Here is an 18,910-nt window from a genome sequence, read left to right on the forward strand (position 1 = left end):
GTTTAAGGGGTTGTTAACCTCATAATTTGCCATACTTTGGAGAAGTAACCCACCTTTGTATGCCTTTAAATATGGTGAGTATGGCGATTTATGTTACTTTAGAGGGGAAAATCCCTAGAACCCCAAAAGTCTTTAAAAGAAGATCGCAAAAAAAACGAACACTTTTTAAAAATGTTACCTGGTATGGCATATCAATCACTGAATACCGAAGGGTGGCCCATTGTATTAGTGAATGAGGAATGTGAGGAGTTAACAGGATATTGCAAACAAGAGTTTGAAAGCGGTGCTATTTTTTGGGGACAAATCTTACACCCTGAAGATTATCCGCGGATTGCAAAATTAGTAGACGAGGCTGTTGAACAAAAAGAACGTTTTGAGTTTGAATATAGGATTATAACCAAGAGCAATGAAATTAAATACGTTTGGGAAAGGGGGGAGGCCATTTTGAGCAACTCTTCCAATTCTGACGAAGACATTCTGTTCGAGGGGTTTATTACCGATATTACTTCCATAAAGCAAGCCCAAGCAGATTTAGTGCATAGCCATGCTTTTGCTGAGGCTATCGTGAATTCTGTTGTTGAAGCTGTTATCACAATCGATCAAGTGGGAAAAATAAAAAGTTTTAATAATGCTGCGTTAAAAATGTTTGGCTATTCTTTGCAGGAGGTTTTAGACAAAAACGTTAAAATCCTAATGCCTCCCAAACAAAGTGAACAACATGATCAGTATTTGGCTAAATACATGGAAACTAATGAAACTCATATCATTGGAACGGGTCGGGTATTAACCGCGAAACGTAAAGACGGGTCTATGTTTCCCATACATTTGTCGGTAAGTGAAATAGTGAACCCAGAGGGAAGGGTATTTGTTGGTTTAATAAGAGATATAACCCAGCAATTGGCTTCTGAAGATAAAACCAGACGACTGACTGAACAATTAGCCCATTTTGACCGATTAAATGCCTTGGGTGAAATGGCCGTTGCAGTGGCACATGAAATTAATCAGCCATTAACAGCAATAGCCTTGTTTTCTGCTACAGCTAAAAATATGTGTGAAAAGCGGCACTATGATGGGCTTCCAGAATTACTTGATAAGTTAACGCAACAATCTCTTCGTGCCGGAAGTGTGTTAGAGCGTGTGCAAAGAATGACAAAAAAGGGGGATAGCCAAAAAGAAGCGGTGGCGAGTAATATATTAATAGAAGAGGTGATTAAGCTAATAGAGCCTGTCTCACGTTTACATGAAATTACTATTCAGGTTGATACAATTGGCGAAAATGTTGAAGTATTTGTAGATAGAGTCCAAATACAGCAAGTTATCCTTAATTTACTGCGAAATGCCATGGAATCAATGCAAGCCATAGAGTTTAAAAATGGCAACATATTAGCGATAAAGACCACCCAAGTTTCACAAAGTACGTTACAGGTATCCATCGAAGATACTGGATGTGGTTTGTCTCAGGCTTTAAAAGATGAGCTTTACACACCTTTTAGTACCACTAAAAAGAATGGTATGGGAATTGGTTTATCAATATCAAAATCCATTATTGAAGAGCACGGTGGGCAGTTAAATTTTAAAGACAATGAACGCTACGGGACCATTTTTTATTTTACGTTACCTATTTCGGGAGAGAAAGTGCATGACTGACCAACAAACGGTTTTTATCATTGATGATGACGAAGGGATTCGGGATGGTATGGAAATGTTATTAGCATCCATCGGTCTTAGAGCTAAAACATTCGCCAATGGTAATGAGTTTTTAGAGGTATTTAATCATGACATGAAAGGGTGCATCGTACTCGATATTAGAATGCCTAAAATGAGTGGCTTAGAATTACAGTCTAAGTTAAAACAGTTAAACAGTATGCTACCAATCATTTTCATTACCGGTCACGGTGACATTCCCATGGCAGTAGAAGCAATGCGAAATGGCGCGTTAGACTTTATTCGTAAACCTTTCAATGAACAGAATTTAATTGATCGCATTAATGAAGCGTTAGCATTAAATACCAAGCAAAACATCAGTATTTTTAACAAACAAAACGAAGTTAAAAAAATCAATTTACTTTCAAGCCGTGAAAAGGAAGTGTTTGACTTAGTAGCCGATGGTGCAATGAATAAAATGATAGCGTCTGAACTCAACATTAGTGAACGTACCGTTGAGGTTCATCGATCTCATGTGATGGAAAAATTAGGCGCAAAAACCTTAGCACAGTTGGTGCGTATTAAAATACTGTCAGAACAATAGGCAAAAAAAACGGAGTTCATCTATGGTTGGATAGGTGAACTCCAAGTAGGAACTGAAACTGATGTTTCAGGTAGTTGCTGTGTGACTGGGTCTACACACAATCATCCTAACCAAAGGGTCTTTTCAAAGATATTAGGGGTTTCCACAATATTCTTGTCATAAAACTGTGATAAACCGAAGTCCCGTATTTTAGCCTCTATTAAAGAAAGCAATCCTTTTATCATCCTAAGAAAGGGTTAGTTTCTATCATTTTTCACATAGTTTAATTCATTGTTCCTTACCTTTTTCATGCAAAATTGGCGGGTAAGTTTTAATCCCCTTAAAGATACCTCCTAAACATTACGTATTTTCCACAATCAATTACGAGAAACCTCCAATAACCTATGGTTGGTGAGAATCGTAAACTAATTTGTATAAGTACAACGCAAAAAAATACCGCTAAAGCTTCAATTTTTATAAAAACGCAAATAGCTAATGTAAAAGCGGAAATAAAATTTAAATAATCATTTTCAAATAGTGAAACTGTAAAAACTAGCTTTTTATGGTTTTACCAATTTTTCTAAAACCTTGAGTTAAGTAAATAATTTAATTAATAGAGGAAAGCAGATGGTCATTTCAAATAGTCGGTATGTGAGTCATTTAACCAGAGATACCTTGGCTTTAGTTCTAGCTGGAGGTAAGGGCACGCGTTTATGTGAATTGACCCAACATCAGGCAAAACCTGCCGTTCAATTTGGCGGGAAATTTAGAATTATAGACTTTCCACTATCAAATTGTATTAATTCAGGTATTAGAAGAATAGGCGTTGTCACTCAATATAAAGCCTATAGTCTTTTGCGTCACCTCGCCAGAGGGTGGGGGCACTTAAACAGAGATTTAGGTGAGTATGTAGAATTATTACCCGCATCACAACAATACTCAGATAGTTGGTATGCAGGCACTGCCGATGCTTTATATCAAAATATTGGCTTTATCCGCGAAAATGCCCCTAAGTATATTGTGGTGTTATCAGGAGATCACATATATAAAATGGATTACGCGGATATGCTTGCGCAACATGCACAAAGTGGTGCTGATATGACTATTTCATGTATTGAGATGCCCATCGAAGAAGCGGCAGGGAAATTCGGTGTCATGTCTGTTGCTGAAAACAATAGGATCAATGAATTTCAAGAAAAGCCTATTAATCCATGGGTGATGAAAAACAAACCGGGTTCAACGTTAGCGTCCATGGGAAATTATGTATTTAGTACAGATTTCCTCATTGAAAAGCTTATTGAAGATGCCAAAAATCCAAATTCTCAGCATGATTTTGGCCATGATATTATTCCTAACGCGATTAAAAATGATCATGTAGAGGCATTTTTATTTCGATCCGAAAATCCAAATTTCGCTCCCTATTGGCGAGATGTTGGAACATTAGATTCGTTTTGGAGTGCGAATATGGATTTAGTTACTGCCACTCCTGATATTGATTTATATGACAAAGATTGGCCTATTTGGACGTATCAACAGCAATCTCCACCTGCAAAGTTTATCTTTAATGAACAAACTAAAACTGGCTATGCGGTTGATTCAAATGTATCGGGGGGATGCATCATATCTGGTGCAATAGTGAAGCAATCTTTGTTGTTTTCTAACGTACAGGTGGAGAATAATAGTGTTGTTGAAAAATCTGTTATTCTTCCAAATGTCAGTATTGGTAAAAACGTAAAAATTCGTTCAGCGGTCATTGATGAACAGTGCAGCATACCTGATAACTTACACATTGGCATTGACCATGAATTAGATAAAGCCAGAGGGTTTAGAATTAGTAAGGGTGGGGTAGTCTTAGTCACTGACGATATGCTGAGGGCGCTCAAGAAAGCTGAAATTTATGCGCAAAATCATGAACATAAAAAGTTGAGAGCATAAAATTTGGGAATCAAAGTAACCTAATAAAATATACAGTAGGTGAATAAAAGTGAAACGGGTGATTTACCCGTTTCACTGAAACTGAACTAGTACATTTTATGCGTGATGATGTTAGCCGAATTAACAGGGCGAAATGCTATAAATAACTTGGTTAGCATCTTCCGGATCAACGTCCATTTGCATACCAACACTATGGGCGAACTTATGCATTTTACGGTTACTTCGTAAATCAATAGAGTAAAGCTTCTTAATACAGTTTGCCCTAGCATGGACATACAAGTGATTAAACAGCTCAGTACCTATACCTAGATTCTGATAATCATCTGCCACGGTAATGGCCATTTCCCTAGCATCGTTTTGGTTCCCTTTCATATATCTGCATACGCCAATTTGTTTTTCCTTGCCGTTTTCTTCGATGGTTGCTATGTAAGCCATGTTATTGACATAGTCGATTTCACACATTCTATCCAACATCGAAGGGGATAACTCCCTGATGCCTTCCATAAATCTGTTGTGTTTACTTTGCGCAGATAGATTTTTAACAAATTCAGCCTCAATTTGCTTATCTTCAATTTCTATGGGGCGAACTGTGACATTTAATTCGCCAATTTTTAAATGGGAATGATCCGTGGTTAGTTTAACTGTCATGGTAGATTTTCTCTGATTAATTAAACGCTCTCCAAAATTAAGTATAGTAAATAAGCTAATTACGACAATAAGGGAAAGCGCAACCTACATTGTGGTTTCTACGTATTCTAAACTTAGCAATAACTAAAAATCTGCCGTTATTTGTTAATCTATATGCTTAATTAAAGGGCAAGTTAGTCAATTTATAGACTTTTTTGTTAAATTTATTGGACTACGTAGTTTCCACATTTTTATAAGCGGAATTGCGAATTTATAAACAAAGGGCTAGGCATTAAAATTCAAATTATTAGGTTAAAAGAATTAAAAATGATCCTTAAAACACTTTCGGTTTCACAGTTGCAAAATTACCACAAAGTCCTTCCGCCCACTGATATCGAATTTTACTCAACAATACTTCATTCAATACAATACTATTTGGGTTCAGAGTGAATGAATTCAGTCAAATCTATTCCAAATGAGGTTAAATACGATTATTTGATTGCACTATTAAGTGGCAAAATAGAGCAGTCTACAAAGAGGTCTTTAGATTCAAATCAGCAAAGAGCTAACGTTTATAAAGCCCTTTAATTATTTTAAAAAACATTAAAAATACGTTAAGGATACACAATGAAGCAAGGTAACAAATTACCTTTTATTGCTATTTTAGTCGTCATCGTTGCGGTAGGAACTTGGATGCTTTGGCGTTTTATTCAACAACCATCTTTACCGTCAGATTTCGCTTCGGGTAACGGTCGAATTGAAGCTGTACAGGTTGATATTTCAACTAAGATAGCAGGGCGTGTGCAGGAAGTTATTGCTGCAGAAGGGGACTTAGTTCAACCTCAACAAGCTTTAGCTCGTATTAATACGGATCAACTTGAAGCCCAATTATTACGTGCCGAAGCTGATGTTGCAGCTGGAGAAAGTTTAATTGCCTCAGCCAACGCGTCAATTGCACAAGCAAAAGCTCAGCAGTTGCTGGCTAAACAAGAGTTATCCCGAGCGAGTGATTTGATTAAAAAGTCAGCTGTTAGTAAGGAGACTTACGATACCCGAGTGAGTGCTCTGGCGGTTGCCGATGCTTCCGTTGAAGCCGCAGACGCTATGCTTATTTCTCGTCAGAGAAACGTCGATGCGTTGCAAGCCGTAGTGAATGAAATTAAAACTCAAATAGAAGATGCGACGCTAGTGTCACCGACGATTGGACGGGTACTTTATCGCCTTGCAGAGCCGGGTGAGGTTTTAGGAAGCGGTGGTAAAGTGTTAACCATTATTAATTTGGCTGATGTGTACATGGAGGTGTTTTTACCTTCCAATCAAGCTCATCGAGTCGCCATAGGTGCAGAGGCACGTGTTAAGCTCGATATCATTGATTACGCTATTCCAGCCACTGTCAGTTTTGTTTCACCCGAATCACAATTTACCCCCAAACAGGTTGAAACTCAAAATGAACGAAATAAGCTAATGTTTCGCGTGAAAGTGAAAATTCCTCAGGAATTAGTGTTGTCTCATATTGAACAAGTAAAAACAGGTGTGCGTGGGATGGCCTATATACGTCTGGCCCCTGAAGGTGACGATTCGCCTTCGGAATGGCCTGAAGAGCTGCAAAACTTTCCACCTAGCAAAACACTATCTGAAGAAAGCGCTAACTGATGGATTATGCTAAGGCAGACACTAAGTCTTCCGTTGCCACAATTCGGAATCTTAGACACAAATATAAAAAGAACCTAGCTTTAGATGGCATAGAGTTAGATATTCCCTCAGGTTTGGTGATTGGCTTGCTCGGGCCTGACGGTGTGGGTAAATCTACTTTACTGAGTTTAATTTCTGGCGCGAGAAAATTACAGGACGGCCAACTCGAGGTGCTCGGCGGAGATATGGGATCTCAAGCACACCGCAATAGAGTCGGTCCACGCATTGCGTTTATGCCTCAAGGTTTGGGAAAAAACTTGTATTCTGAACTGAGTATTGAAGAGAATTTGGATTTCTTCGGCAAGTTGTTTGATTTAAATTCCGCTGAGCGTAACAGTAGAATTAAAAAATTAACCCTGGCAACTGGGTTAAATGCCTTTTTAAAGAGACCCGCTGGAAAATTATCAGGCGGCATGAAGCAAAAGTTGGGCTTGTGTTGTGCGTTAATTCATAATCCAGATCTTCTTATCTTAGATGAACCAACAACGGGGGTTGATCCCTTATCACGGCGACAGTTTTGGCAACTCATTGCTAGTATCCGTGAAGATCGACCTTCAATGACTGTAATTGTCTCTACCGCTTATATGGACGAGGCCGAGGGTTTCGACTATTTAGTGGCAATGAATAACGGTGTTATATTAGAAACAGGTAGCCCCCAAGCGTTAAAATCGAAAACCAATACTGATGATCTTGAAGCTGCATTTGTAAAACTTCTTCCCAAAGAAATTCAGCAAAAAGACATTGAGCTGGTTATTCCGCCGTTCGAACAATCAAAAGCAACACCCGCCATCGTTGCCGAGGGGTTAACCCGTCGTTTCGGCGATTTTACAGCGGTCAATAATGTGAGTTTTGATATTCAAGCAGGGGAGATATTTGGCTTTTTAGGTTCAAATGGGTGTGGTAAAACGACCACAATGAAGATGTTAACCGGACTATTGCCTGCGTCTGAGGGTAAAGCCTCACTTTTCGGTCAAGAGGTAGATGCATCCGATTTAGAAACCCGTAAGCGAGTGGGGTTTATGTCACAAGGTTTTTCCTTATACGGTGAATTGAGTATTTTGGAAAACTTAACTTTGCACGCCAAGTTGTTTCATTTATCCGTTGCCAAAATGAAAACAAGAATTGAAGAATTACTTGAGCGATTTTCCCTTGAAGAATTTAAGCACTCCCTTGCGTCATCATTGCCTTTAGGGATTCGACAACGCCTTTCACTGGCGGTGGCTGTTATTCATGAGCCCGAGATTTTAATTCTAGACGAACCCACTTCTGGCGTGGATCCCGTTGCACGTGACGGTTTTTGGCAATTGCTAATTGAGTTGTCTCGTCGCGATAAAGTGACTATCTTTATCTCAACGCACTTTATGAATGAAGCAATGCGTTGTGACCGTATTTCCCTGATGCATGCCGGACAAGTGCTAGTCTGTGACACCCCGAAAAATTTAGTGGCGGAGAAAAACGCAGACTCATTGGAAGACGCATTTGTTGATTATATACAAGCAGCAATGGGCGAAAATCAAGGACATAGTCAGCCTCAAGATGTAGCACTAAGTCAAGAGCGATTGTCACAGGCAACCCCAACTCAAGACGAAGATCTAACACCCAAAAGGTTTAGTTTATTTAGACTGCTTGCCTATAGCTTTTTAGAAACTAAACAAGTTATTCGTGATCCTATCCGGCTGGCGTTCGCATTTTTAGGAAGTGCAATTCTGTTAGTGGTTATTGCATATGGTATATCACTAGACGTGGAAGATTTAACATTTGCCGTACTTGACCATGATCAAACTCCCCAAAGCCGGCAATACATCAGTAATTTTCAAGGCTCTCGCTATTTTATTGAAAAACAAGCACTGCAAACACAAACGGAACTAGAATCACGTTTAAAATCTAATGATATAACCCTAGCAATAGTGATCCCGCCTGGTTTTGGGCGAGATCTCAAAAAAGGTCAAACACCTAGTGTGTCAGCCTGGATTGATGGCGCAAATACAACTCGAGCAGGTACCATAGAAGGCTATGTTTCTGGTGGACATATTAAATATCTAACTGTGCTTGCCACTGAAGCGGGAATTGATGCCGATGCTTATTATAATGTGACTATGGAATCTCGCTATCGGTATAACCCAACGTTTGAAACCATTTATTCCATCGGACCCAAAACACCCGCAATGTTGTTATTGTTGTTTCCAGCGATTCTCATGGCGGTAAGTATTTCCCGTGAAAAAGAAATTGGGACAATAACGAACTTCTACGTTACGCCCACCAGCACGACGGAATTCTTAATCGGCAAACAACTTCCCTATGTTTGTATTGGACTCATTAATTTTTTAATTCTAACCATGATGGTGGTGTTTTTGTTGCAGGTGCCCCTAAAAGGTAGCTTCTTAGGTCTTGCCTTAGGCGCATTCTTCTATGTTTGTGCGTCGACGGGATTCGGTCTACTGATCTCTTCTATGACCAAATCTCAGGTTGCGGCTATTTTTGCCACTACAGTGTTGTCTGTAATGCCGACTATTCAATATTCAGGCATTATTCAACCAACATCAACCTTAGAAGGCGTTGGTCAATTTGTTGGTTCAATTTGGCCCGCTACTTACTACATGCATATGAGTGTTGCAGCTTTTACTAAAGGTCTAGGGTTTAATGATTTAACCAAAGATCTGTTTATTCTCGCCTTATTTGGGCCCATTTTCGTTTTCATAGCTTCGGCTTTACTGAAGAAGCAAGAGGCCTAATCTATGAAACAATGGTCTAATATATTTTATCTTGGCACGAAAGAATTACGCACTGTCATAAGAGACTTGGTAGTAGTGGGATTAGTTATTTATTCCTTTAGCCTTGATATTTACTTGCAGTCTACGGCGGTCAGTGAATCGGTCAACAATGCTTCAGTGGCAATTGTTGATGAAGATAATTCAGCATTGTCGAGAAGAATTGCAAATGCATTATATCCTCCTTATTTTAAACAACCTGAGTTAATTCAAGCGAATGAGATTGACGAAGCTATGGATCACGACCGATTTATTTTTGTCATCAGTATCCCTCCTAATTTTGAAAAAGATGTGCGAGATCAACGCCAACCGACGATTCAAATAGACGTGGATGCGACAGCTGTTTCACAAGCTAGCTTGGGAAATAGTTACATCCAAAACATAGTAAACAATGAAGTTAATCATTTTGTAAATCGGTCAGATGAGGATACAAGCTACGCAGTCACTTTAGTCTCTCGTCGTTCTTTTAATCCAAATGGAACAGGCATGTGGTTTGGCGCGATCAATGGCTTACTTAATCAAATCACGATTCTAACCATTATCCTAACGGGGGCGGCACTATTACGGGAAAGAGAACATGGCACTATTGAGCATTTGTTGGTTATGCCAATTAACTCATTTCAAATAGCGATGTCTAAGGTCTGGGCAAATGGATTGATTATTCTTGTCGCATTTTCTCTTTCTATGTGGTTGATTGTTAGCAAAATATTGGAAGTACCCATTGTTGGCTCTCATTGGTTGTTATTGGCAGGCACTACTCTGTATTTGTTTGCTGCAGCGGCGATTGGTATTTTTCTTGGCACCATCGCGCGAACCATGGCGCAATTTGCGCTGCTACTAATGATTGTAATTATCCCTATGATGCTACTTTCTGGTGGTTTAACCCCCATTGAAAGTCAGCCTGATATTATACAACCATTCACCATGCTTTTACCTTCTCGTCATTATATGGCATTTGCGCAAGCAGTGGTCTTTCGAGGAGCTGATTTACTCATTGTATGGCCCCAATTGTTATTTATTGTTGGTCTAGGATCAGTATTCCTTATTTCAAGCCTAGCCCTATTTCGCAGAAGTATTGCCACTGAGCATTAGCTTTACAGCGTGTTTAGACGCTTAATTACTTTTCATTTTAAGGAGCACTGCAATTAAAAAGTATGTAAGTGATAGCGAATTTTAGTAAATTGACTCTAGGAAGTATTATTACCCAAAAGTACTTGTCTGACGTTTGGCCTACTTAGGAAATTTATGTCCATAGATATTATTTACCAAAATATATTTGCCGCAGCTATTCTTGCACTACTTTGTGTGATGGCGACTGTTCTTACCCGTCGCATCGGTGCACCAATTCTTCTCGTCTTTCTATTGTTAGGCATGCTAGCTGGTGAGCAAGGATTAGGTGGCGTAAAATTTGATGATTTTAGTTTAGCTTTCCTGTTTGGAAACGTTGCCTTGGCAATCATTATTTTTGACGGTGGATTAGGAACCCGCAGAGATACCTTTCGAGTAAGTTTAAAACCCGCGTTATCGTTAGCCACCGTGGGGGTGTTGATTACCGCAGGCATAACTGGTTATGCGGCGCATCTCATTTTAGGTTTACCCTGGCAGGAAGGTTTGTTAATAGGCGCTATTGTAGGTTCAACCGACGCAGCAGCGGTATTTGGTTTGTTAAGAAATGCCGGGTTAGAACTAAAAGAGCGCACCGGCGCGACACTGGAAATTGAATCCGGATCCAATGATCCAATGGCTATATTCTTGACCATTACCTTGGTACAAATCATTCAATTAAGTGGAGAGGGCAATCAAGGTTGGACCATTTTTAACGAGCTTTTCCAACAAATGGGATTAGGGCTGGCCATCGGTTTTGCCGGTGGTTATGTGTTATCTCAATTGTTACGGCGGGTTGCATTGCCTGTTTCTTTATATCCTCTGTTAGCCTTGGCTGGCGGCATAAGTCTCTTTGGCCTGACAACACTATGGGATGGAAGTGGCTTCCTCGCAATCTTCATAACTGGCGTGATGATTGGAAATACTTCGTTGCCTTATAGCAATGATATTCACCGTTTTCATGATGGAATAGCCTGGTTGAGCCAGATTGGTATGTTTTTAATGTTGGGGTTATTGGTGACTCCCAGTAATTTAGTCCCCATCATAATTCCTGCGATAGCCATTGCAGTTGTTCTTATTTTTATCGCTAGGCCGCTAGCTGTACTCATTTCGTTGCTGCCATTCCATTTCCCTTGGCGTGAACAAACCTTTATCAGTTGGTGTGGTTTGCGCGGGGCGGTACCTATCATCCTTGCCTTGTTCCCATCCTTAGCCGGGCTTGAGCATACGCAAACTTATTTTGAATTGGTCTTTTTCGTGGTGTTAATTTCCTTGGTACTCCAAGGGTGGACAATGGCACCGCTGGCAAGGTGGTTGCAAATTGAATTACCACCCAGTGCCAAAGAACCGGAGTATTTACAATTAAAAATAAAGCATGAGCAAGATAAAGAACTGCTTATTTATCCTGTTTTATCGGGTAGTCGCGCTGCTGAGTCAACCATCAGACAATTACCATCGACTGAAGGTAGCCAGGTTGTCGGTGTCATACGCAGAGGTATTATGGCAGATGTTGATGAGCAGGATAAATTATTAGGTGATGATCAGGTAATGATTTTGGCAACGAGTAGTGCCCGATCAGCATTCGGTCGTTTTTTCGCATCAGCAGCCCATTCACCATTTTTAGAGTCTGATAGGTTTTTTGGTGAGTTTGTATTAAACCCAGAAGCACGTTTAACCGATATTGCACAGTTATACGGGTTTGAAGTTGACTCATCTCAAGAGGGGATCACCATCGAGCGTTACCTGATTAATCATTTCCATGGAAAGCCTGTGGTGGGGGATCATGTCAAACTTGGTGAAGTGAAGCTAATCGTAAGAGAAGTTGATGGAGATCACATTGTCTCTGTGGGCTTAAAGTTATCATCGGTAGTGGAAAATAGCTGATTTTGGGTAACTGAATTCTAATGATAATGGAAAAATAATTTCAATTATTGACTAAGCTATAAATAAGCACTTTTGGAATTTCTAACCTCTCCGCTTGCATAGGGAGAAGAAGATAACGGTTATTTAACACAGTGGGATGTTAACTATTAAGGAAGAAGAATAGGATTCCAGAACAACAGGATAGGGGATCTTTGGGTTTTTAATTAGCGGGATATGGATCCCTCTAGATCACAAAACCTTCAAATCAGTAAGGCGACAAAAAATAGGGAAGCTGTTGTGGACATATTTGATATTATTTCTCGATCATCCTTTGCAGAAATTGCTGCTATTTTAGTTTTAGCTGCTTTGTTGGGCTTTATTGGTTTACTGTTACGGCAACCCCTTATTGTCAGTTTCATTGCTGTAGGACTGATTGCTGGCCCATCTGTGTTAGATATCGTTCATTCTCAAGAGCAAATAACGCTTTTATCCGAATTAGGTATCGCCATATTGTTGTTTTTAGTGGGGATTAAACTCGACGTAAAGTTGATTAAATCCATTGGTGGCGTATCGGTTTTAACGGGTCTTGGGCAAGTCGCTTTCACGTCTTTTGTTGGATACTACATAGGTATCGCTATTGGTCTAGATCATATGACCAGCCTATATGTCGCAGTTGCCCTTACGTTTTCCTCCACTATTATCATTGTTAAATTATTATCGGATAAACGTGAAATAGATTCACTTCATGGGCAAATCGCTTTAGGTTTTTTGATTGTTCAAGATTTAGTGGTTGTGTTGGCTATGATTGTATTAGCAGCCATTGGTATAGGCTCAGGGCATGGCGGTGAATCATCTGTTTGGCAGGTATCTATTTCAGGTATTGGTTTAGTCGCTTTTGTCGTTATTTTTGTTCGTTATATTGCCAACCCATTAACTGAAATGCTAGCCAAAGTACCTGAGTTGCTAGTTATTTATGCAATAGCTCAAGCTGCACTATTTGCCGCCATTGGTGATTTAGTCGGTTTAGGCATGGAAGTGGGGGGCTTGTTAGCCGGCGTTTCGTTGGCTTCTACACCCTATCGTGAAAGTATTGCAGCTAGGTTAGCACCTTTACGAGATTTTTTATTGCTATTCTTTTTTGTAGCCCTTGGTGCATCGTTAGATCTGACCTTACTTGGTTCTCATTTCCAAGGAGCAATCGTATTTTCATTGTTTGTTCTCATTGGTAACCCATTGATTGTCATGGTGATCATGGGAATTCTAGGCTATCGAAAAAGAACCGGATTTCTCGCCGGTTTAACGGTTGCTCAGATTAGCGAATTTTCATTAATCTTTATCGCCATGGGGATCAGTTTAGGCCACGTCACTGCCGACATTTTGGGTTTAGTCACCTTAGTTGGCATTGTCACTATTGCGGCTTCCACCTATATGATCACATATTCTCATCAGCTATATGGGTTATTTGAACCTGTTATTAGTTTGTTTGAACGACCCGGTGCCCCACGAGAAAAAACAACCGCAAACCGGGACTGTGATAATTTTCCAGTGATTATTTTGGGGTTAGGACGGTTAGGGACCGCAATTGCGATGCGCTTAAAGCAAAAAGGGGTTAATGTCCTCGGCGTAGATTTCAATCCTACGGCAATTAAACGGTGGAATTACTTGGGGTTAAATACAGAATATGGTGATGCAACAGATGCAGAGTTTATGCTCGAATTACCCCTTAAAAATGCCCAATGGTTGCTATCTACCATTCCTCACCATCATATCGGATTATCATCAGAAGATATTCGTAAAACCGTTGCGCAATTGACACAAGCAGCAGGCTTTAATGGAAAATTGGGCGCAGTTTCTCATAACAGTGACGATACTGAAGAACTTGCATTACTTGGCTTTGATCTCATTCTAGAACCCTTTCAAGATACCGCGGATCGGACTGCCAACTTTTTGCTTGATGGTTTATATGTTGAACCAAATAAAATCTAATAGGAGATACTCAATATGAAAAGGTTTAAGAACTTTCTATACGTAATGAGCAATCACATTAATGAGCCATCAAATGCATTAATGCGTGCTGTTTCTCTTGCTAAAAATAATCAGTCAGATTTAACGCTTCTTTATGTTATACCGAAGTTATCTATCCCCAAAAATAGTACCATTGATAAGCAAAAGCTTGAGCAAGATATACTAAATGGTGAAAAACAACGGCTACAAAAATTAATTTCAACGTTAGATCAAAACCTGCAAATCCATTCCGAGATAAGAGTAGGTAAACGATACCTAGAAAGCATCCGAGCTGTATTGTCGCAACAATTTGACCTGGTGATTAAAGAGGCCGATAAAGTGAGTTGGCTAGACAGGTTAATTGGCAGTGATGATATGCAACTGTTACGTAACTGTCCTTGTCCTGTTTTTTTAATGAAAAAAGATGAATTATTAGAGTATAAGCAGGTGATGGCAGCAATAGATTTTGATTCAGACGATGATGAAAGCTGCAATGAAGAGCTAAATGAGATGATAATTGAACTCGCTGGTTCATTATCTTTATCAGAGTTTGCAACGCTGCATATTGTAAATGCTTATGAAGTGCCCGATGCCGGCTTTATCAGTTTATGGGTGGAACAACCCGAAAAAGTTGAAAGAGAACTGTATGAATCAGAATATCAAAACAGAAAAGTTAAGATGGAAACCATTTTAACGGGATTAAAGGAAAGGTTAGGCGAGGAGTCGTTCAACTTTTTATCCCTTCGCTCCCACATTAGTCGTGGAGACCCAGGACAAGAACTCCCTAAAATAGCAAAACGCATTGGGGCTGATTTAGTGGTAATGGGAACTGTAGCAAGAACCGGAATTGCAGGGCTTGTTATTGGTAACACCGCAGAGACTATTCTGTATCAATTACAAAGTTCGGTATTAGCAATTAAACCCAAAGGCTTTGTATCACCAGTATCTTAAAGGTGGGTACTCAGCTATCAAATTGGGTGACATATATTTAACTAGTGAATGAAACCCCGTCTAACCAATTTTCTTTAGTATCCATAATCTGAATAACTATGGGAAATTTGGTTAAGGCGGTTATTTAACCGCATTTTTAAACGCCAACCTTAACTGTTTTTCAATCTCAATAATGGTAAATAACGCAACGCCCACAGCAAAGATGATTAGCCCATCCAAAAATGGGATCGACTCAGTATCAAATACCTTTTGTAGAGGCGAAATGTAAGTGATCGAAAATTGTGCAAGGGTAATTACAAGGATCACCAACCACACAAATTTTGTACCCCGAATTGCTTTCCAAGTTAAGGATGTACCGTAAATATTGCGAATAAAAAATAAATGAAATATTTCCATCACTACCAGGGTGTTTAGGGCCATGGTACGGGCCAACTCTATTGCATAACCTTTATCAATTGCATATTGATAAATACCAAAAACCCCACACAAAAATAATAGTGATACAAATATCACATGCCAGATCAATCCTGCATTTAACAAGGGCTCGTTGCGATTCCTAGGGAGTCGCAGCATAGTGTCGTCCTCTGTGGGTTCAAAGGCTAAAACAACTCCCAAGGTGATGGCCGTAACGAGATTTATCCATAAAATTTGTATAGGCGTAACAGGCAAAGTCATTCCCATTAGTAACGCCACAATTATGGTCATGGCTTCTCCAGCATTGGTAGGCAATGTCCAACTAATGACTTTTTTAAGGTTGTCGTAAACGGTACGTCCCTGGGCAACAGCTGCAACGATGGATGTAAAATTATCATCCGCTAAGACCAGATCTGCAGCCTCTTTGGCCGCTTCGCTGCCTTTCTGGCCCATGGCAATCCCTGCGTCTGCTCGCTTAAGAGCGGGCGCGTCATTAACCCCATCGCCAGTCATGGCAACGGTTAAACCATGGGATTGCAAAGCCATAACTAAACGCAGTTTATGTTCGGGACTTGTTCTAGCAAAGATGTCACATTCCTTTACGGCCTGTTGTAAAGCCCCATCATCCAGTTTATCGAGATCTGCACCTGTCAGTACCTTTGATACATTTTCAAGACCTATTTGCTTGCCTATAGCGGCTGCTGTTTTAGTATGATCACCGGTGATCATTTTAACTTGAATACCGGCTCGGTGGCATTGTGCCACCGCTTCAATTGCTTCTTGGCGAGGGGGATCCATCATACCCACCAGGCCTAGCAAAGTGGCGGAGTCGCAAATATCCTGATGTTCTAATACCGTGTGCTGAGTGGGTAACGATTTAATCGCAAATCCGAGAACGCGTTGTCCTTGTGCGGCTATGGCTTCAGATTGTGCTTCCCAGTAATTTCTATCAAGTGTTTCTGTCGAGCCATCGGCAGCCCGTTGATTTTTACACATGGCTAATATCTGTTCTGGGGCACCTTTGATGAAAACAAACGCATGTTGTTGGTGGTCATGATTTAAAGTCGCCATAAAACGGTACTTTGCATCAAAGGGAATGGCATCAGTGCGTGTCCATAATGCTCTTTCCTGATGGACATCAAGTTCCATTTTACCTGCAAATGCTAACAAAGCGCCTTCCATTGGATCGCCCTCAACATACCATTTGTGGTTTTTTTGATTAAGGGCGGCATCATTGCACAAGGCTGAAGCACGGGCTATTTCTTCTAACATTGAATGTTCATCTGGCGTGATCGCATTATTATTTAAAGTTAGCGTGCCTTTAGGTTCGTAGCCGTTTCCGGTTAGGTTAAATAGATGTTTGTGAGTAAGAATCGATGACACCATCATTTCATTGCGGGTGAGTGTACCGGTTTTATCGGTACAGATAACGGAAACAGATCCCAAGGTTTCAATGGCTGGTAAGCGTCGCACAATTGCATTTCGACGGGCCATAGCTTGCACACCGATGGCAAGGGTGATGGTGAGTACCGCTGGCAATCCTTCAGGTATGGCAGCCACCGATAGTCCCACCACGGCCATAAACATCTCAGTAAACTCATAATTCGCAACAAAGGTGCCAAATACCACTAACAGAGCAGCAATGACTAAAATGAATATGGTTAGCCATTTTGCAAATACGCCCATTTGCGACACTAGGGGAGTGGTGAGTGTTTCAACTTTATCTAACAGGCCACTAATTCGTCCTATTTCCGTGTCTGAACCCGTTGCTACGACAATTCCTTTGCATTGTCCGCTAGTGACAAGGGTGCCTGAAAATGCCATACATGACCTATCACCGAGGGACGAATTTTCTTCGACTGCATCTGTGTTTTTTCCAACGGGAACCGATTCGCCCGTTAGAATAGCTTCTTGAACATAGAAATTGTGTGCACTGCATAATCTTAAGTCGGCAGGCACTTTATCGCCGGCTTCTAGTAACACCATATCTCCCGGTATCAACTTTTCACCGTCGATGGTAATTCGTTGTCCATCACGAATGACATTTGCCTGTGGCGCCAACATGTGACGAATTGCACTCATTGCTTGTTCGGCTTTACCTTCTTGAATAAAGCCTATGACAGCATTGGCGACCACGACGGTTAAGATGACACCGCTATCTATCCAATGTCCTAGTAAACTGGTAATCACTGCCGAGGCGATTAATACATAAATTAATATATTATGGAAGTGTGACAAGAAACGTACAATTGGATTACGTCCAACCCCTTGCTCAAGACGGTTAGGTCCATGATTTTCATAGCGTTTATTTGCTTCGGTTTGGGTTACGCCTAACTCCGAGGTATGCAGTTTTTTAAGGGTTTCTTGGGCGGAAATAGTATGCCATGGTAAGTTGGATGTGTACTCTTCAAATGCGGCCATTCAAACGATCCTGTAGTTAATGCCCTATGACTGCAAACTACTTTAGCGAGTAGCGTGTTTACTTAAGATTCTATGGCAATCAAATGTCACAAGTTAGGGACTTTGTTCATATCAAACACAGCAAGTATAGTGGTTCCTAATTTCACTCGATATCGGGAATAGTACGTAGTATTTGTATGAACATGGCGATACGTTATCGTTTCTAATTAAAAGCGGTTGTGGGGGGATAGTTTCTTAAAATTTAAGCTGATGATGCCTGTTTTTCTCAACGAGAGGTTGTAGTGCATCCATGCAGCTACCTCGAAAAACTAGCAAATGGTGTAAATCAGCGACCTAGAGATCACCGAGAAGGAAGACTTTCGAAACCTAAACCTGTTAGGTTAAACGTACCAAAGCCTGATTCATTATTATTTCTTCACCCAATCGCCGTCATATTTTACGTAATGTCCTTTAGCGGTTTTTTCGAAGGCTTTCTTGGCCGCTAATTTTTCAACCTGAGATAAAGCGATATTATTTTTTTTCGCCAATTCAATGTATTTAGCTTTGCGTTTAACATTGATCTCTCCGACTAACTCTAAAACGTCAGAACGGTTAACTACTGCGCCTAAATAGCCATTTTCTTGTTCTCCAACTAAACCGTTTTGTTTGGCTTCACCAAGTTCTAGGGCAAATACAGCACTACAAAAGAGTAGGGCGCTTAACATTGTTATACGTAAAATTTTCATCATTACTCCTTAAAATAAATCACTGTCGTCACTGAATATATCATCTAGTTCTTTATCAACTTTGACTCGTATTTCGTGGTCAACTTTGACATTAATATTGATGGTTATGGGCTCTTTCGTTTCCACCTGCACTTTGTGAGTACAGGCGACAATGAACATTGCTGGAAGCATTATGAGCA

The 18,910-nt window shown here is 40.3% G+C and carries 13 protein-coding genes; 9 read left to right on the forward strand and 4 right to left on the reverse strand.

All coding sequences use genetic code 11. The annotated features are described in order from the left end of the window. The first annotated feature begins 183 nt into the window (after positions 1-183). From ACYVIL_RS03205 to glgC, 3 genes are all read left to right on the forward strand, one after another. Positions 184-1,647: a PAS domain S-box protein gene (locus tag ACYVIL_RS03205; RefSeq protein WP_460311531.1), complete on the forward strand. Its 1,464-nt coding sequence runs from the start codon at positions 184-186 to the stop codon at positions 1,645-1,647. After that, on the forward strand, positions 1,640-2,248 hold the full coding sequence (locus ACYVIL_RS03210; protein WP_303472089.1) for a response regulator transcription factor: 609 nt from the start codon (positions 1,640-1,642) through the stop codon (positions 2,246-2,248). The genes ACYVIL_RS03205 and ACYVIL_RS03210 overlap by 8 nt, the downstream gene beginning before the upstream one ends. Before the next feature lie 606 nt (positions 2,249-2,854). After that, positions 2,855-4,162 carry a glucose-1-phosphate adenylyltransferase gene (gene glgC / locus ACYVIL_RS03215; RefSeq protein WP_303472087.1) on the forward strand — a complete coding sequence of 436 codons (1,308 nt, stop codon included), beginning with the start codon at positions 2,855-2,857 and terminating at the stop codon, positions 4,160-4,162. A 120-nt stretch (positions 4,163-4,282) separates the two neighbouring features. On the opposite strand, the gene ACYVIL_RS03220 is transcribed toward glgC, so the two are convergent. Continuing rightward, positions 4,283-4,810 carry a GNAT family N-acetyltransferase gene (locus ACYVIL_RS03220; RefSeq protein WP_303472085.1) on the reverse strand — a complete coding sequence of 176 codons (528 nt, stop codon included), beginning with the start codon at positions 4,808-4,810 and terminating at the stop codon, positions 4,283-4,285. A 606-nt stretch (positions 4,811-5,416) separates the two neighbouring features. Here ACYVIL_RS03220 and ACYVIL_RS03225 point away from each other — a divergent pair. The 6 genes from ACYVIL_RS03225 to ACYVIL_RS03250 all read left to right on the forward strand — a co-directional run bounded on the left by ACYVIL_RS03225 (position 5,417) and on the right by ACYVIL_RS03250 (position 15,171). Further along, complete coding sequence (locus tag ACYVIL_RS03225; RefSeq protein ID WP_460311532.1) at positions 5,417-6,442, forward strand: HlyD family secretion protein; 1,026 nt, start codon at positions 5,417-5,419, stop codon at positions 6,440-6,442. Next, positions 6,442-9,213, forward strand: coding sequence for a ribosome-associated ATPase/putative transporter RbbA (gene rbbA / locus ACYVIL_RS03230; RefSeq protein WP_460311533.1), 2,772 nt, complete (start codon positions 6,442-6,444; stop codon positions 9,211-9,213). Before ACYVIL_RS03225 ends, rbbA begins: the two co-directional genes overlap by 1 nt. A gap of 3 nt (positions 9,214-9,216) precedes the next feature. Continuing rightward, positions 9,217-10,341 (forward strand): ABC transporter permease, encoded by a 1,125-nt coding sequence (locus ACYVIL_RS03235; protein WP_460311534.1) that lies wholly within the window; start codon positions 9,217-9,219, stop codon positions 10,339-10,341. Between the two features lie 153 nt (positions 10,342-10,494). Next, positions 10,495-12,237 carry a potassium/proton antiporter gene (locus ACYVIL_RS03240; RefSeq protein ID WP_460311535.1) on the forward strand — a complete coding sequence of 581 codons (1,743 nt, stop codon included), beginning with the start codon at positions 10,495-10,497 and terminating at the stop codon, positions 12,235-12,237. Between the two features lie 276 nt (positions 12,238-12,513). Next, complete coding sequence (locus tag ACYVIL_RS03245) at positions 12,514-14,202, forward strand: cation:proton antiporter (RefSeq protein ID WP_460311536.1); 1,689 nt, start codon at positions 12,514-12,516, stop codon at positions 14,200-14,202. A 15-nt stretch (positions 14,203-14,217) separates the two neighbouring features. Continuing rightward, positions 14,218-15,171 (forward strand): universal stress protein, encoded by a 954-nt coding sequence (locus ACYVIL_RS03250; protein WP_460311537.1) that lies wholly within the window; start codon positions 14,218-14,220, stop codon positions 15,169-15,171. Between the two features lie 120 nt (positions 15,172-15,291). On the opposite strand, the gene ACYVIL_RS03255 is transcribed toward ACYVIL_RS03250, so the two are convergent. From ACYVIL_RS03255 to ACYVIL_RS03265, 3 genes are all read right to left on the reverse strand, one after another. Continuing rightward, on the reverse strand, positions 15,292-18,006 hold the full coding sequence (locus ACYVIL_RS03255; RefSeq protein WP_460311538.1) for a cation-transporting P-type ATPase: 2,715 nt from the start codon (positions 18,004-18,006) through the stop codon (positions 15,292-15,294). Positions 18,007-18,413: 407 nt separating this feature from the next. Next, the gene (locus ACYVIL_RS03260; protein ID WP_460311539.1) at positions 18,414-18,734 is read right to left on the reverse strand and encodes a YdbL family probable chaperone protein; all 321 of its coding nucleotides are present in this window, start codon (positions 18,732-18,734) and stop codon (positions 18,414-18,416) included. Positions 18,735-18,740: 6 nt separating this feature from the next. Continuing rightward, positions 18,741-18,902 (reverse strand): YnbE family lipoprotein, encoded by a 162-nt coding sequence (locus ACYVIL_RS03265; protein WP_460311585.1) that lies wholly within the window; start codon positions 18,900-18,902, stop codon positions 18,741-18,743. Between the last annotated feature and the right edge of the window lie 8 nt (positions 18,903-18,910).

The sequence above is a fragment of the Aliiglaciecola aliphaticivorans genome (genome assembly GCF_054782055.1).

What these genes read in the sequence shown, in the direction of transcription:
- ACYVIL_RS03250 (WP_460311537.1), top strand. Translation starts at nt 14,218, where the DNA reads ATGAAAAGGTTTAAGAACTTTCTATACGTAATGAGCAATCACATTAAT.
- ACYVIL_RS03220 (WP_303472085.1), bottom strand. Translation starts at nt 4,810, where the DNA reads ATGACAGTTAAACTAACCACGGATCATTCCCATTTAAAAATTGGCGAA.
- ACYVIL_RS03205 (WP_460311531.1), top strand. Translation starts at nt 184, where the DNA reads ATGGCATATCAATCACTGAATACCGAAGGGTGGCCCATTGTATTAGTG.
- ACYVIL_RS03210 (WP_303472089.1), top strand. Translation starts at nt 1,640, where the DNA reads ATGACTGACCAACAAACGGTTTTTATCATTGATGATGACGAAGGGATT.
- ACYVIL_RS03240 (WP_460311535.1), top strand. Translation starts at nt 10,495, where the DNA reads ATGTCCATAGATATTATTTACCAAAATATATTTGCCGCAGCTATTCTT.
- ACYVIL_RS03225 (WP_460311532.1), top strand. Translation starts at nt 5,417, where the DNA reads ATGAAGCAAGGTAACAAATTACCTTTTATTGCTATTTTAGTCGTCATC.
- ACYVIL_RS03235 (WP_460311534.1), top strand. Translation starts at nt 9,217, where the DNA reads ATGAAACAATGGTCTAATATATTTTATCTTGGCACGAAAGAATTACGC.
- ACYVIL_RS03255 (WP_460311538.1), bottom strand. Translation starts at nt 18,006, where the DNA reads ATGGCCGCATTTGAAGAGTACACATCCAACTTACCATGGCATACTATT.
- rbbA (WP_460311533.1), top strand. Translation starts at nt 6,442, where the DNA reads ATGGATTATGCTAAGGCAGACACTAAGTCTTCCGTTGCCACAATTCGG.
- ACYVIL_RS03260 (WP_460311539.1), bottom strand. Translation starts at nt 18,734, where the DNA reads ATGATGAAAATTTTACGTATAACAATGTTAAGCGCCCTACTCTTTTGT.
- glgC (WP_303472087.1), top strand. Translation starts at nt 2,855, where the DNA reads ATGGTCATTTCAAATAGTCGGTATGTGAGTCATTTAACCAGAGATACC.
- ACYVIL_RS03265 (WP_460311585.1), bottom strand. Translation starts at nt 18,902, where the DNA reads ATGCTTCCAGCAATGTTCATTGTCGCCTGTACTCACAAAGTGCAGGTG.